A 15,640-nucleotide genomic window follows, 5' to 3' on the forward strand; every position below is an offset into this window, starting at 1 on the left:
CCTCTCTATAACTGATCCACAGAATCGCAATAACAGTCTACAATCTCACTGTATCCGTCTTCCATCAGCTGCTCCTTCTGGAACTTCTTATTCTTCTTCATATTTGCAATCAGCACCTGGCTTCCGGCTTCTCTGTCCGCCTTCGCCATAGCAAGCACCTTCAGCATTCCTTCTTTTGGCATGTTTTTCTCCAACAGATAAGCTTTTCGCTTCGCCTTTCCCGGAACCTGATAACCATTTTCCAAAAGCAGCATTACGATTCTCTCAAATCCGATGGAAAATCCACAAGCCGGCGTATCCTGTCCGGTAAATTTTCCGATCATCTTATCATAACGTCCGCCTCCGGCTACTGAGCCGCCGAAATCGTCCATGGTTACCTCAAAAATCGTACCTGTATAGTAAGATTGTCCTCTCACCAGCGTCGGGTCAAATTTAAGATTAAACTCACACTCTTTGGCCGCTTCCACACTGGATATAATCAGCTCCATACCATCCGCCGTCTCATCTTTTAAGTAATCTCCAAGCTTTTCCTTCAAGTAACGGACACCCGTCACATCCGAATTCACTTCCTCAAAAAGATTCAAATAGGTTTCCACATTTTCTTTGGTATAACCCATCTCTTCCAGTTCTTTTGCAACGCCTTCGGCGCCAATCTTATCCATCTTGTCAAGAATGATGAACACTTCATCATAATCTTCTTCTCTAAAGCCACTGTAAGCCGCCATCGCCTTTAAAATGTTGCGGTCATTGATGCACACTGTAAAGTTGCGGAAGTTCAGTTTCCCAAGCATGGCTGTTGTTGCAAGGATCAGCTCAATCTCCGCCAAATTGCCCGGTTCTCCCAAAATATCAATATCACACTGCATAAACTGGCGGAAACGTCCTTTCTGCGGACGGTCTGCACGCCATACATTTCCAATCTGCAGAGCTTTAAACGGAGACGGAAGCTCATTTGCATGATTTGCGTAATATCTTGCAAGAGGAACCGTCAGGTCGTAGCGAAGTCCGCCGTCTGCCAGATCATTTTCCTCTTTTGCCGTATCAATCTTAAGCTTCTCTCCACGTTTCATAATCTTAAAGATCAGCTTTTCATTATCTCCCCCCTGCTTGCTGCACAGGTTCTCAATATGCTCCACACAAGGAGTCTCCATAGAGGTAAATCCATAGGTTTTATAAGTATCTTTGATCAGCCAGATCACATAATCCCTAATTTCCATCTCCTGTGGCAGGATATCTTTCATCCCGGTAACCGGCTTCTTCTTTAACGCCATAACCATTCTCCTTTTCGTTCTATCATCTCATCAATGCGGTCAATGTACGCATCAATCGCCTTTACATTTTCAATCCGCATCAATCGCGTCAGTTTCTGATTTCCACGTCCAGATGGCACCGGCTCTTTCAGCACAATTTTCATCGATGCTCCAGCACCTGCTGCCACAATGGACTGTTTTTCTTCCATAATAAGTATATTGTATATTCCCGCTTTGTCAACCTTTGCATAACCAACATTTTCAAAATTCCCGGCAATATTCTTCTGGCGGTACAGATAATACGGGAAAAGCCCCATCCTGGCCGCCGATTCTGATGCTGCATGGATCATCTGTCCCAGACATTTTGCCAGCTTTCCACCGTCTTCTCCTAAGTCTTTCTGCTCCATCTTCGCCGCCCGCTTAATCGCAAGGGAGTGTACCGTCAGACTGTCCGGCGCCAGGCTTTCAATCTGGCGGAGAGTATCTTCCATCTCTTCACTCGTCTCCCCCGGAAGCCCGGCAATCAGATCCATATTAATATTATCAAATCCGATTTCTCTTGCTAGATGAAACGTCTCATAGATCTCTTCCACCGTATGTTTTCTTCCGATCGCATCCAGCGTTTTCTGCTGCATACTCTGAGGGTTAATCGAAATCCTGGTAATTCCATGCCGCTTCAATACTTCCAGCTTTTCTTTGGTCACACTGTCGGGGCGTCCCGCCTCCACGGTATACTCCAACAAAAATTCCCGCGAAAAACTCTGATCAATACAGGCAAGAAGACGCTCCAGCTGTTCTGCACTCAGAGTTGTAGGCGTTCCTCCGCCGATATAAATGGTATTTAACTTCTTATCCTTCGACCGTTCTGCAATAAATGTCAGCTCTTTGCACAGAGCATCCACATACTCTTCTACCCGGTCTTTCCAATCTGAGAGAGCACCCGAACTAAAGGAACAATAGGTGCAAACCGATGGGCAAAAGGGAATCCCCACATACAGACTATAACCATTCTCATAATCCAAGCGGTCTAAAAGCTGTTTTTCTCTTCCTGCAATCTCCCATGCAAGTGCTGCTTTTTCTTTACTTACCTTCATTTCATTTTGAAACCATGATAGGTATGTTTCATAATCCCAACCTGCTTCCAGCTTCTGCATGGCAAGCTTCGTCGGGCGTACTCCTGTTAAAATTCCCCAGGCAAGTGTTCTTCCTGTAATCTTTACAAGCTTCTGATAAAGTATCCGGTCCAGCTCTTTTTTCTCCATTTCCCCGGCCGCAGAATCTGTATCATCAAAGATTTCCACCTTCTGTCCGTCCGCAAGCTGTACCATTACATAATTAGAGGCTTTTTCCTCTACTCTGCAACGAATTTCCTCAGAGGGGTAAAAAGCCTTAATTACATGATACGCATTATAAGTATAAGTGTCTCTCTTACATATAACCTGAATCATTCTATTTGCTCCATTCTAAATAAATGGGTTATTCTGTTTCTCATAACCGATTGTGGTTTCTCCCATATGTCCCGGATAAACCTTCGTCTCATCCGGCAATGTCAGCAGTTTTTCTCGGATGGAATGCATCAGATCCGACATACTGCTGTTTGGAAAATCCGTCCTTCCTACCGATGCCTGGAACAAGGTGTCCCCACAGAAAAGTGTGTTTTCCGCCTCTACATAATAACAGCATCCGCCTTTCGTATGTCCCGGTGTATGAATCACCCGAAATTCATATCCTGCAAAGGAGAGGATCTCTCCATCTTGCACCGTCTCTGCCTTCGTAAATACATACCCCTCTATATAGGTAGCGGACAGGTTCAGCCGCGGATCTTGCAGCACCTCTTCGTCCTCCTCCTCTACATAAACCGGTACATCATATTCTTTCAGGAACCCATCCAGCCCCATCATATGATCAAAATGGCCGTGTGTCAAAAAGATTGCTTCCACCTTAAGTCCTTCTGATTTCAAATGGTTCATCAGATATTCCGGGCTTGCTGCCGGATCAATGATCACGGTCTGCTTCGTTTCTTCATTAATCACGAGATAACAGTTGGTACTGATGATCCCCGTTACAAATTTTTCTATTTTCATCTCTTCTACCCCGCTGTTCTTTCTATATCGATCACACCTTCTAACTGCCTAAATTTCTCAATCAGCCGCGTCAATTCTTCTCTTCTGTGAACGATAAATCCCATCTCAATCGTTGCCGTTCCCTTCTTGCTGGTACGCACATTCATAGACTTCACATCTACGTTACCCTCGGTGAAAATCTTAGACAGCTCCATCAAAAGTCCCTGTCTGTCATAGGCATACATTTTAATTTCTGCCAGATACTGTCCACCCGACTTTTCTGCCACATCGCTTTCCCACTCGGCGTCGATCAAACGCGCCCGCTCTGACTCGGACAGGTGAATCATATTCACGCAGTCGGTTCGATGGATGGAAAGACCCCGTCCTCTGGTAACAAATCCTACGATTTCGTCTCCCGGCACCGGATTACAGCAACGGGAAAACCGGACTGCCACATCGTCAATTCCTTTGACCACAATTCCACTCTTGGATTTTGCAATATGCACCTTATTCTTCGCTGCTTCTGCAACCTTCTCAAGAACCACTTCATCCGTCAATTCCTGCTTGTGCTCTTTGTTGTATTCCTCAGCCAGACGGTTGACCACCTGGCCTTCCTTCAATCCGCCGTGGCCGATCGCTGCAAGCACCGCCTCCCAATCTCGGAATCCGTACTTTTTCTGCACAATCTCCATATACTTCGTATTCATAATATTGCTCTGGTTGATGTTCTTGGTCTTGCAGTAAGCAGTAATCATCTCTTTTCCCTTGATGATATTGCTTTCCTTAAATTCCTTCTTAAACCATTGGTTGATCTTATTCTTTGCCTGTGTACTCTTAACGATGTTCAGCCAATCCCGGCTTGGCCCCTTGGAATTCTGGGATGTTAAAATCTCAATTCTGTCACCGTTTTGAATCTTATAATCAATGGTTACCAGTTTGCCATTTACTCTGGCTCCTACCATCTTATTTCCCACTGCACTGTGAATCGCATAGGCAAAATCGATCGGTGTAGAGCCGTTTGGAAGATTCTTAACGTCTCCCTGCGGGGTAAAGCAGTATACATCCTCTGCAAAAAGATCCAAATCCCCTTTGATCAGATTTAAGAACTCCCGGTTATCAGACATATCTCTTTGCCACTCCAGAATCTGTCTAAGCCAGCTTAATTTTTCTTCTTCCTGCGCTGCCACACTCTTCTTTCCATCGTTTGATTCCTTATATTTCCAATGAGCAGCAATTCCATATTCTGCTGTCTTATGCATCTCCTGCGTACGAATCTGAATCTCAAATGGCTGTCCCACCGAACTCATCAGCGTCGTGTGCAGGGATTGATACATATTTGGCTTTGGCATAGCAATATAATCCTTAAAGCGGCCGGGGATCGGCGTATACATCTCATGAATCACTCCCAGCGCCGCATAACAGTCTTTCACAGAATCTACAATGATACGAACTGCGAACAGATCATAAATCTGATCCACCGTTTTATCCTGATTCACCATCTTTTTATAAATACTGAAGAAGTGCTTAACACGGCCATTGACATCCGCCTGAATCCCGGCATTTTTCATATGCGCGGAGACTTCATCCACAATCTGCTGAACGAATTCTTCCCGCTCCGTCTTTCTGGCATTGATTTGGTTTACCAGATCAAAGAATACCTCCGGCTGAGAATATTTTAAAGCCAGATCGTCAAGCTCTGTCTTAATCTTGGAAATACCAAGCCGCTGCGCAATCGGCGCATAAATGTCCATGGTTTCTTTCGCTTTTTCTTTTTGCTTCTCCGGCCGCATAAACTGAAGCGTCCGCATATTGTGAAGGCGGTCCGCAAGTTTGATAATAATCACACGAATGTCCTTTGCCATTGCAAGGAACATTTTCCGAAGGTTCTCCGCCTGTACTTCTAATTTATCCGAAGAATAAGACAGCTGTCCCAGCTTTGTAACGCCATCTACCAGAAGCGCTACTTCCTCGCCAAACTCTTTCTTAATATCTCCGTCCGTCGCATCCGTATCTTCCACCACATCGTGCAGAAGTCCTGCTACGATCGTCTCCTTATCCATCTCCAGATCTGCCAGAATAATAGCAACCCAAAGCGGATGAACGATATACGGTTCTCCTGATTTACGGCACTGAATCCCATGCTTGTTAGCTGCAATATGATAAGCCTTCTCAATCATGGTCACATCCGTAGACGGGTGATATTTTCTGATACGGGCGATCAACATATCAAATAACTGGTCTGGATTTTCATAATCCTTTTCTGCCTTTACAGCGTGGCCGTCTACGATATCCAGTCCTTTTGCATTGTCTTTCACCAGCGCCTCCGTCACCGCGTGGCCGTCCAGTGTCTCATATGTTATTTTCCCTGACATATCAATGCCCCCTTTTTTTCCGCTCATTCTCGCTTTAAACTTATTCTTAAGTATAGCATTACTCCGCATTATTTTCAAACAATTCTGCATATTTCCTATTCCATCATTTACTGATAATGGGTAATCACAATCTGAGGCGTCATCTGTCCCTGATACTCATTGAGATCTGGATAATAGGTCAGGGACATCCGAATATCTCTTCCTCTTCCCGTCAACAGCTCTTCTTCTGCCTTTTGTCCATATCGTTCTTTTACACACGCAAGGAAATTTTCTGCGTCTCGAAAACACAGTGCGTCTATCGATACTCCTCTTCCGTCTCTGACGCGAAGCTTTAGTACGCTGCGATTTTTCCCCAGGATTCTGGCTCCTAGAAGCTCCACATTTCGAGCTGCAAATACCGGCTTGGCATTCCCTTTTCCAAAGGGCTCCAAAAGCGACAGCTCTTCTATAAATTCTTCCGTTACACAGGAAAACGGAAGTTCCATGTCAATGACCACTTTTTCCTGCATCTCTTCTTCCGTCAGCGTACAACATTCATTCAGCATCCTGCGAAATTTCTCCACGTTACAGCTTTCCAACGAGAACCCTGCCGCCATTTTATGACCTCCGTATCGCGTCAAAAGTTCCTTACAGCGGCTTAGCTCCTCGTACATATGATACGTCTCAATGGAACGCCCGGACCCTTTGACACCTTCTTCCGCATCCGTCAGCACAAAGGTCGGCCGGTGATAACACTCCCGAATCCGTCCTGCTACGATTCCCGCAAGACTTTCATGGCAGCCCGCAAGATAGATCACCAGCACCCGGTCCTTTGAAAGACTTGTGGTTTCTACCAGTTCTTTCGCCTGCTCTACTGCTACTTCTGTCAGATCTTTGCGGCTGTCATTGAGCGCCTTTAAATCTCCCGCCAAAAGAGCCGCCTCTTTTTCGCTTTTGCTTCGAAGCAGATTTAATGCCCGCTTCGCAGTATCCAGACGTCCGCTGGCATTCAGACAAGGCCCCAGTACAAATCCGATGTGGCAGGCGTTCACCCGTCTGCGGTCAATTCCCGTACACTCCATCAGCGCCTTTAACCCAAGGTTCGAAGTCCGCCCCAGCATCTGCAGCCCTTCCCGAACCAGAATCCGGTTCTCACCTTCTAAGTCCATAACGTCGCCTACCGTAGCAATAGCCACATTTTCAATCAAATCATCAAAATCCTCTTCATCTCTTCCCATGGCCTCTCCTAATGCCTCAATCAGCTTATAGGCAATGGTTGCACCACAAAGTCCCGAAAAGGGATAATCACAATCCTTCTGCTTTGGATCAATGACTGCATCTGCCGGCGGAAGGTGGTACCTCTTCTTTCCTTCTGTTTCCTCATAAGGAATCTCATGATGATCCGTCACGATCACGGTCATTCCAAGACTTTTCCCATAGGCAATCTCCCTGGAAGCCGCGATCCCGTTGTCACAAGTAACAATGGTATCTGCCCCTTCCTGATATGCCCGTTCCACCAATTCCATGCTCAATCCATATCCATCTGCGATCCGATCCGGAATATCACTGTCTACTTTCGCTCCAAGTCTCTCCAGCCCTTCCATCAAAATATAGGTCGCGTTGACTCCATCAATATCATAATCTCCTATAATTCGGATTTTGCATCCTTCTGCAATCTTCTCCCGAAGGATATCCACCGCCTTTGACATATCCTTCATCAACATCCCATCTTTCAGATCGGCCAGTGTTCCATTCAGATACTGGTCAATCGCATCATCTCCCACAATATCCCGGTTACGGATCAGACACGCCAGTCTGGGACTAATATGGTATTTTTTCCCAATTGCTTCAAAATCAGCACCCTTTCTCAAAAGCACCCATTTTTCCATCTTGTCTTATTCTCCTCTTGTTCTATAAAAAACGGACTGCTGCAAAGAAAATAAATCCCCGCAACAGTCCATTGTTCTTATTTCTGTTTCTTTTCTGCTTTTTTCTCAAGCTTTGCCTTCATAACATACCACAATGCTCCTGTGATACATACAGAAGAATATGCTCCTGCTATAATACCAACCATAAGCGGAAGCGCAAACTCACGAACGGAGCTGACTCCCAAAACAAACAGTACCGCTACCATTACGAACGTAGTCAGTGAAGTATAAATACTTCTGGTCAGCGTCTGTGTGATACTCTTGTTTACCACCTCTGCAAGATCCGTTGTTCTCGTCTTGTAACGAAGTTCCTCACGGATACGGTCAAAGATAACGATGGTTGCATTGATAGAATATCCAACGATGGTCAGCATACATGCAATAAATGTATTTCCTACAGAAATTCTTGCCACTGCGTAGAATACCATTACAATCAGTACGTCATGGAGCAGCGCCAGTACTGCACTCGTTGCAAACCGGATATCCTTAAATCTAAACCAGATGTAAAGCAGCATACAGATTGTCGCAATAATCACTGCCACTACTGCATCCTGACGCATTTCATTGCTGACAGTAGAACTGATATTTTCTGCTGTAATCTTGGAAGTATCTACACCAAATTCATCTGCCATCGCCTGATTCAACGCTTCTCTTTCCTTCAGATCCAGTGTTACCGTCTTGATAATTACCTGCTTCGTTCCAGCTACTTTCTGGGTCTGTACATTGTGATCTCCGGTTACCTCTTCAATGACCGGCACAATCTCACTGTCAATCTCTTCAATGCTGTAAGCCTTGTCGAAGGTTACGTTGGTTGACGTTCCTCCTTCAAATTCCAGACTGTATGCAAATGCGCCCTTGCCTGTTGCAGAGTTAACTCCCATATAGATAACTCCTGCCACAATCACAGCCAGTGAAATACCAAAGAATACTTTTTTCTTCTTCAGGAAGTCGAAAGCTTTCCGCTCCTTCTGCGGACGATAATACAGTCTTTCCTTCTTAAGTCCCACTGCATAGAATGCATATACGATCATTCTGGTAATTACCAGCGCCGTAAACATGGATACGATAATACCAATGGCAAGTGTCTGTGCAAAGCCCTTCACAGAACCGGAACCTTTGAACCACAGCACTGCCGCAGCAATCAACGTTGTAACGTTTCCGTCCACAATCGCAGACAACGCTTTTCCAAAACCGGTTTTCAGAGAGTTCTTCACACTCTTTCCGCGGCTTAATTCCTCTCTCACACGAGCGAAGATAATGACGTTTGCATCCACCGCCATACCAATACTTAAGATGATACCTGCAATACCCGGAAGCGTCAGTGTTACGTTAAACGCATTCAGAATCACCAGGACAAGTCCTGTGTAAATCAAAAGCGCAAGACTGGATGCCAGTCCGCCCAGCGAATAAACACAAATCATAAAAATAAATACGATGGCAAGTCCGATTGCCCCTGCCTGTACACTCGTCTTAACCGCTTTTTCTCCAAGCTGAGCTCCTACAACATTGGATCTTAATTCCTCCAATTCCAGCTTCAAGCCACCAATACGAATGGTAGACGCAAGGGTGTCTGCATCTTCGAATGTCATGGAACCGGAGATCTCTGCCTGTCCGTCTTCAATTGCCTCATTTACATTCGGTACACTGACGAATGCCCCGTCATAGTAAATTCCGATGGATTCTCCCGCTGCTGCTGCCGCTCTTGTTGCATCCGCAAATTTTGTCGTCCCCTCATCGGTAAACACCAGAGATACTACATTTTTATTGGCATTGGTTGTCTCATCCTGTCTGGTTCCTGCTTTTGCACTCTTAACGTCCACACCTTCTAAAACAATGCTTCCATCTGCCTTCAATTCATCAATTGTCTTCGTTAACTTATAGTCCTCTGCCTCGTTGCCGGTATTATTTACCCTTTCATAATTGGCTGTTCCGTCGCTTCCTGTCTGCTTAATAAAATACAAGCTTCCAGGCTGTCCCAGATCTTCCAGGATCTCATTTGCATCAGACACTCCCGGAATTTCAATATTGATCCGGTCGTCTCCTTCCTGGTAAACACTCGCCTCTGTGCTGTACTGCTCCACACGTTTCTGCAGTTTATAGATGGTGTCACTCATCTCTTCTTCTGTCGGATTCTCATCCTTGACCTGATACGTGATACTAACACCACCCGCCAGATCCAACCCCAGCTTGATGTTCTTCATCGCACCGGTTCCGTCTTTTCCGAATCCGACCAGCACTGTAAATCCCAGTACCGCAATCAGTACCGCAGTCGTGATCAGACTCAGCACGCCTTTTTTCTTGTTCATGCCGCTACTTCCTTTCTTAATTCCTTCCCTTATAATGATATATGTATTATACGTCAGCCAAGGCTGCCTTCATCATAATCGCACATTCTACACGCTTGCGCTGCATTTCACAGCCAATATCATAGGCATCATGAATGGTGCCATGGAAATTATAGGCATTCGCCATACATCCGCCGCTGCAGTAAAATTTCGCAAAACAATCCCTGCACTTATCCTTGGAATAGACATTGCAGCTTCTGAACTCGTCTGCAATCTCCGGCTTTACAATTCCCTCATCTACGTTACCCATCAGAAATTCTTCCTGTCCAACGAACTGATGGCACGGATAAAGATCCCCCCACGGAGTCACAGCCAGGTATTCCGTTCCTGATCCACATCCGGATAAGCGTTTTGCCACACACGGCCCACCGTCTAAGTCTATCATAAAATGGAAGAAATTAAACCCTTTTCCCTCTTTCTCCCGCTCAATCATCATCTTCGCAAGCTTGTCGTATTCTTCCATAATCACCGGAAGATCTTCCTTACGGATTGCGTACGGATCACTCTCATCCCCTACAACCGGTTCAATCGACATCTGCTTGAATCCCAGATCTGCAAAGTGCAGAATATCCTCTGAGAAATCCAGATTATTTCTGGTAAAAGTTCCTCGAACATAATACTTCTCCTGATTCCGGCTCTCGGCCAGCTTCTGGAACTTCGGAACGATCAGATTATAGCTTCCTGCTCCGTTTCTAAATGGACGCATCCGGTCATTGACTTCTCTTCGTCCGTCCAGGCTCAGTACTACGTTGTCCATTTCTTTATTGACAAACTCCTGAATCTCATCATTTAACAACACTCCATTTGTCGTAATGGTAAAACGGAAATGTTTGTCGTGAAGTTTCTCCTGCTCTCTTCCGTAAGCGACCAGGTCTTTCACTACCTGCCAATTCATCAGCGGTTCTCCTCCAAAGAAATCCACTTCCAGATTTCTCCGGTTGCCGGAATTTGCAATCAGAAAATCCAGCGCCTTCTTGCCCACTTCAAAACTCATCAGCGCGCGTCTCCCATGATATTCCCCCTCTTCTGCAAAGCAGTATTTGCAAGCCAGGTTACAATCATGCGCAATATGAAGACAAAGAGCCTTTACCACCGTCTTTCTCTTCTTTACTTCATCAATCATGCATTCATAAGTATCCGGAACGAACAGTCTCCCTTCTTCTGTCAGCTCCACAACGTCAGAAAATGCGTCCCGAATCTCTGACTCCTGATACGTTCCGCTGAGCTTTTCAATCACACCTTCTAAAACAGAAGGCTCCAAAAGTTCTTCCTTTGTATAGTCTTTTCCAGGCTCGTTTAAACTCTCAATCACGTCATAACACAAGTCGTCCACCACGTGAACGGCTCCGCTTATCACATCCATTACAATATTATATCCATTATTACGGTACTGGTGAATCACAGCCATATACCCCTTTCTATTTTCCTATTCTTCCGGCTTCTCTGCCGGTGCCGCATACTGCTTTCACACAGCACCGAACTTTACCGCCGGATTCTCTTCCTTGTCCACAACATTTCTCGCCCAGATCCGTTTTACCCGGAGATGCCAGTAACGCAAAAGAAACAGCGACCCTTAAGACCGCTGTCTCCGAGTATTCCATATGACCTGAATCTTTCTTATTTCTTCTGCTCGCAAGTCTGATTTCCTACGGTACAGGATGTCTTGCATGCAGACTGACAGGATGTCTGGCACTCACCGCATCCACTCTTCTTTAAGTTGTTGTTCATCGTCTGTGTATTTAATGTCTTTACGTGTTTCATGTCCACATTCCTCCTTACTTTGCTTAACTTCTGTTATTATACCATCTTCCCTTCATTTTCGCAATGCTTTTATCACGAAATCATCCCTCCTGCCATACCGCCTCCCGCACACAGGATGAATGCCGTCAGCAAATTACCTCCGCTTCCATTCAACGTATGATAAACGCCAAGGGTAATCAGAAGCAGTAGCACAAAATAGCCGGTGCCAAGCAGCATTCCCCACAAGAATCTTCTTGTCTTCGCCATCTTTCCAATCACAACGCCCCCAGCCAGTGTAGAGGTAAGATAAATTCCGATAATAGCTGCCGACACCGTCTTCTCATTCAATTCCAGCTTGTAAAGCGCTATAGTCAAAAGAAGAAGCAACACTCCCGTAATGACATAAGACAGCAACAGCGATTTCAGAACCCACATCACTTTCGATTCCTTTTGCAGATGTTTTTCCATCCTCATCCCTCCTTGTCTCTGTCACATCGTATGCGGAACTTCTTTCCGGTATGCCTATTACTGCTCCATTTGGCTTCCTAAAAATTCTGCTGCGCACTGCGCCATCTTCTGCTCCAGTTCTCCAAAGGGCTTCTTTGCTTCTTTTTCAAGCAAAATCACCCCGCCGATTACATCTCCTGCACAGATTACCGGCCATAAAACCTCATGCGCATAATTTTCTGCCTTCTCATCTATAGTCACATATCCCGTCTCTCCCTCCGATGCCGCAATCATCTTTCTGCCTGCAAGTGCATTTTCTAATGTCCGGTTGATATATCGCTCCTTCCAGTCCTTTTTTCCACTTCCAGCTGCCGCAATCACCTGATCCATATCACAGATCAACACCAGACAATTCAATACCCGAGACAGACTCTTAGCATACTGTTCGGCAAAAGCTGACAATTCTCCAATGGGCGAATATTTTTTCAGGATTACTTCCCCTTCTCTGTCTGTAAAGATTTCCAACGGATCTCCCTCCCGGATTCTCAAAGTCCTCCTGATTTCTTTCGGTATCACCACTCTTCCAAGATCATCGATTCTTCTGACTATCCCCGTTGCTTTCATAAAAAAACTCCTCCACTTACTGTACTTTCCATTTTTGGAAATAGTATCTGTAAATGGAGGAATTTTATACCTTATTTTACCGTTTATGTTGATTTATTTGTCGTTTTCTTCGATACACCCCAAAAACACTAATACCAGAAACCATTACCAGTAAGATCCAAAGTGTCATGTTTGTGCTGTCTCCTGTTTCAGGAGTCTTATCATTTACAGATGCATTTGGCACAACTGGTTTATTTAGATCATTTGGTTTGTTTGGTTCACTTGGAACTACCGGTGTAGCTTTTGCTTTTACCGTTACTTTGATTGTTTTCACTGATGAAGCGCCTTGACGATCTGTCACCTTATATGTAACTTCATATGTTCCTGCTTTTGTAGTATTGACCTCATTTTTCAAGACTGCAATTACGCTTGTAAGATCACCATCTTCCTTATCGGTTGCAGTTACATCTTTTAATGGATCAAATTCATCTCCGACTGTGATTGTCTTATCTCTTGCGTCGATTGTTGGAATCTGATTCAGACCTTCCATTTTCGGATTAACGGTTACATAAATCGTCTTTATGAAAGAAGCTCCCTGGCTATCCATTACTTTATAGGTAACTTCGTATACTCCAGCTTCACTTGTATTTACTCCATTTTCAATCACATTTTCTATTGTCAATGGAATACCGCCATCTTCTTCATCGGTTGCAGTTACATCTTTTAGTGGATCGAATTCATCTCCAACAGTAAGTGTCTTATCGCTTGCATTGATGGTTGGAACCCGATTGATCATACTTGCATTTCTCTTAAACTCCCAAGTTCCAACAAACTCTACATTCTCTGTTACGTTCTCATATTGATCAGGTGTCCAGCCTTTAAATGTCCATACACCATCTGCAACTTCTACATCATCAAATGTTGTATCCGGTGCAGTTACTGTACTTCCATGCTTAATGCTTCCTGCTGTTGGTAACTGATCTTTGATTTCTGTTGGAAGTTCTTCATCTTCGTTTGTAGATTTAAAGCTGTAATTTACCGAATAGCTATTTAATTCAAATTCCCAGGTTCCTGTAAATTTAATGTTTCTGTCTTCATCTGCTGTCGTTTCACTTGCTATTTTGCTATCGGCATCATATCCCTTAAATGTCCATGCACCATCTGTAACTGCAACTTTTGTTTCCCCTGGTTGAATTGCATTGATTGTATCACCTTCGGAGTATTTATTAGAATCTTCTGGCAATAAAGCAGTCACCTCAGGTGGAAGCGCTTTTCCTCTGGTTCCACTTATAAAATCATAGATTACATGGTATTCATCTTTAAAAGGACTTATTTTAAAGGAAACTGTTCCAGTAAAGTAGCTTTTAGTTCTAGAATCGGCGCCTTTGTTGTTATTAAATAAAAATGATAGTTGTGCTTTTTCAAATGGATTTTTACTTTTGCTATTTACATCATTCTCAGGAATATAAATATATGTTTTTCCATTTAATTTAGAAGTTGTATAGCTCTTTGAAGTATTGTCTGCAAATTCAACATTAACAGAGCTAGTATCCGTTAATGTGCCATCAATATCAATCGGCATTGGCAATTCAACTTTATACATGCCATTTTCTAAAGTTGTGATTACTGTTTTATCATAAGTAATACTTTGACTTCTAGCACTAAATGTTCGTCCTGCTACAATACTATTTGGCAGAGTTGTTTGCATTGGACTTAAATCAAATATTTGATTGCCTCCCAGGTCTAGAAATCTTAAGCTATCAAATTTAGATTTACCTAATGGTTCAACAGATTTAATTTTATTACGTCCTAAAGCGAGCGTTCCAATTTCTTTATGTTTTTCGATACCTTCAATAGATTCAACTTCATTGTAATTACATTTTACATAATATAATTCTCCATTCAATTGGCTAACCACAGGAAAATCTTTAAAGCCTGTTCCACTTAGAGATAATTCACCTAAATTTGGCATATTGCTAATTGCTTTAGCAATCATTTCAGGAGTATATGAATCTTTTGGCAAATTAGTACTATTGTCACTAATTTCAGTTATTCTTAATTGTTTCAAATTCGGATAATATGTATTCGTAATAGGTTCAATTGTTTCTCCTTTTGCCAATCTACTACAATCAAACAAATACATTCCATGAATATTTGTTAAATATTGTAACCCATCTAATGAAGTCGTATATTTAGCTGTACTTCCATTATCTCCATCTTTACCAAAATCAAAAACAAGATCTCCCCATGGATCATATTGAGGAGTTGCTAAAATCTCTTCTGTAACATATTGTCCACCCTGGTGACTTAATCCTGTAAATTCACCATAATTATTAATTAAATGTCTACGCATTGCCGCATCTTTGATAGAAACTAAACCTTCTACCGTATACGATTTTGTAACGGAGTGTTCTGTCCCATTCAAAGAATAGTTGATTGTAAAATTATAGGTTCCATTATCATAAAAATAGAATGTATATGTCCACTTAGAATTCTTATCATCTTTCTTAATTTCAGAATACTCAGGATATAAAGATTCGGCAGACGGCTCTATACTCGTTATTTCTAGACCATCTTGATATGGAATTTCCACAGTCAGCTGCATTAACTGCCATCCATTATATGGAACTTCTCTATCATATTCTAGAATTGTTTGTGTTGTTCCGCTCCATGGAGTACCATCAAAGAAAGTTGCTCCTTTTAACTGAATGTCCACATTTAATTCATCGTTTTGATTTGCAGCTACTTTTGTTTTATCTTCATTAACTTCTTGCAAGGCTTCATATGGAAGTGGAGAAGCATCTGTTCCTTGCGCGAATGCAGTCTGAGGTATCAAACCTAATACCATAACCAGTGTAAGAACCCTTGCAATTATCTTCTTAGGTAAATTCACTTTTATTCACTCCTTATTCC

General features: G+C 43.4%; 12 protein-coding genes. All 12 read right to left on the reverse strand.

Annotated features, from left to right (window positions below; all coding sequences use genetic code 11):
• Positions 1-5: 5 nt before the first annotated feature.
• Positions 6-1,277, reverse strand: coding sequence for a histidine--tRNA ligase (hisS, locus tag C0979_RS03320; protein ID WP_101694631.1), 1,272 nt, complete (start codon positions 1,275-1,277; stop codon positions 6-8).
• Positions 1,262-2,698: a coproporphyrinogen dehydrogenase HemZ gene (gene hemZ, locus C0979_RS03325; protein WP_101694632.1), complete on the reverse strand. Its 1,437-nt coding sequence runs from the start codon at positions 2,696-2,698 to the stop codon at positions 1,262-1,264. Before hemZ ends, hisS begins: the two co-directional genes overlap by 16 nt.
• A gap of 15 nt (positions 2,699-2,713) precedes the next feature.
• Positions 2,714-3,334: an MBL fold metallo-hydrolase gene (locus tag C0979_RS03330; protein WP_101694633.1), complete on the reverse strand. Its 621-nt coding sequence runs from the start codon at positions 3,332-3,334 to the stop codon at positions 2,714-2,716.
• 5 nt (positions 3,335-3,339) lie between these two features.
• Positions 3,340-5,685, reverse strand: coding sequence for a RelA/SpoT family protein (locus C0979_RS03335; RefSeq protein WP_101694634.1), 2,346 nt, complete (start codon positions 5,683-5,685; stop codon positions 3,340-3,342).
• A 107-nt stretch (positions 5,686-5,792) separates the two neighbouring features.
• On the reverse strand, positions 5,793-7,553 hold the full coding sequence (gene recJ / locus C0979_RS03340; RefSeq protein WP_101694635.1) for a single-stranded-DNA-specific exonuclease RecJ: 1,761 nt from the start codon (positions 7,551-7,553) through the stop codon (positions 5,793-5,795).
• A 77-nt stretch (positions 7,554-7,630) separates the two neighbouring features.
• Positions 7,631-9,898: a protein translocase subunit SecD gene (gene secD / locus C0979_RS03345; protein ID WP_101694636.1), complete on the reverse strand. Its 2,268-nt coding sequence runs from the start codon at positions 9,896-9,898 to the stop codon at positions 7,631-7,633.
• Between the two features lie 46 nt (positions 9,899-9,944).
• Positions 9,945-11,339, reverse strand: coding sequence for a thioether cross-link-forming SCIFF peptide maturase (scfB, locus tag C0979_RS03350; RefSeq protein WP_101694782.1), 1,395 nt, complete (start codon positions 11,337-11,339; stop codon positions 9,945-9,947).
• 16 nt (positions 11,340-11,355) lie between these two features.
• Positions 11,356-11,538, reverse strand: coding sequence for a hypothetical protein (locus C0979_RS03355; protein ID WP_101694637.1), 183 nt, complete (start codon positions 11,536-11,538; stop codon positions 11,356-11,358).
• A 16-nt stretch (positions 11,539-11,554) separates the two neighbouring features.
• Positions 11,555-11,698, reverse strand: a complete 144-nt coding sequence (gene scfA, locus C0979_RS03360) for a six-cysteine ranthipeptide SCIFF (RefSeq protein ID WP_101694638.1) — start codon at positions 11,696-11,698, stop codon at positions 11,555-11,557.
• Between the two features lie 72 nt (positions 11,699-11,770).
• Entirely contained in the window at positions 11,771-12,145 is a 375-nt protein-coding gene (locus tag C0979_RS03365) for a TIGR04086 family membrane protein (protein WP_101694639.1), read from the reverse strand.
• 57 nt (positions 12,146-12,202) lie between these two features.
• Positions 12,203-12,748, reverse strand: coding sequence for a stage V sporulation protein T (gene spoVT / locus C0979_RS03370; protein ID WP_101694640.1), 546 nt, complete (start codon positions 12,746-12,748; stop codon positions 12,203-12,205).
• 76 nt (positions 12,749-12,824) lie between these two features.
• Entirely contained in the window at positions 12,825-15,620 is a 2,796-nt protein-coding gene (locus C0979_RS03375; RefSeq protein ID WP_159459844.1) for an SHIRT domain-containing protein, read from the reverse strand.
• Positions 15,621-15,640 lie beyond the last annotated feature (20 nt).

Source organism: Dorea phocaeensis (genome assembly GCF_900240315.1).
GTDB lineage: Bacteria > Bacillota > Clostridia > Lachnospirales > Lachnospiraceae > Dorea_B > Dorea_B phocaeensis.

Coding starts and splice junctions, on each gene's coding strand:
- hisS (WP_101694631.1), bottom strand. CDS start 1,277: ATGGTTATGGCGTTAAAGAAGAAGCCGGTTACCGGGATGAAAGATATC.
- hemZ (WP_101694632.1), bottom strand. CDS start 2,698: ATGATTCAGGTTATATGTAAGAGAGACACTTATACTTATAATGCGTAT.
- C0979_RS03330 (WP_101694633.1), bottom strand. CDS start 3,334: ATGAAAATAGAAAAATTTGTAACGGGGATCATCAGTACCAACTGTTAT.
- C0979_RS03335 (WP_101694634.1), bottom strand. CDS start 5,685: ATGTCAGGGAAAATAACATATGAGACACTGGACGGCCACGCGGTGACG.
- recJ (WP_101694635.1), bottom strand. CDS start 7,553: ATGGAAAAATGGGTGCTTTTGAGAAAGGGTGCTGATTTTGAAGCAATT.
- secD (WP_101694636.1), bottom strand. CDS start 9,898: ATGAACAAGAAAAAAGGCGTGCTGAGTCTGATCACGACTGCGGTACTG.
- C0979_RS03355 (WP_101694637.1), bottom strand. CDS start 11,538: ATGGAATACTCGGAGACAGCGGTCTTAAGGGTCGCTGTTTCTTTTGCG.
- scfA (WP_101694638.1), bottom strand. CDS start 11,698: ATGAAACACGTAAAGACATTAAATACACAGACGATGAACAACAACTTA.
- C0979_RS03365 (WP_101694639.1), bottom strand. CDS start 12,145: ATGGAAAAACATCTGCAAAAGGAATCGAAAGTGATGTGGGTTCTGAAA.
- spoVT (WP_101694640.1), bottom strand. CDS start 12,748: ATGAAAGCAACGGGGATAGTCAGAAGAATCGATGATCTTGGAAGAGTG.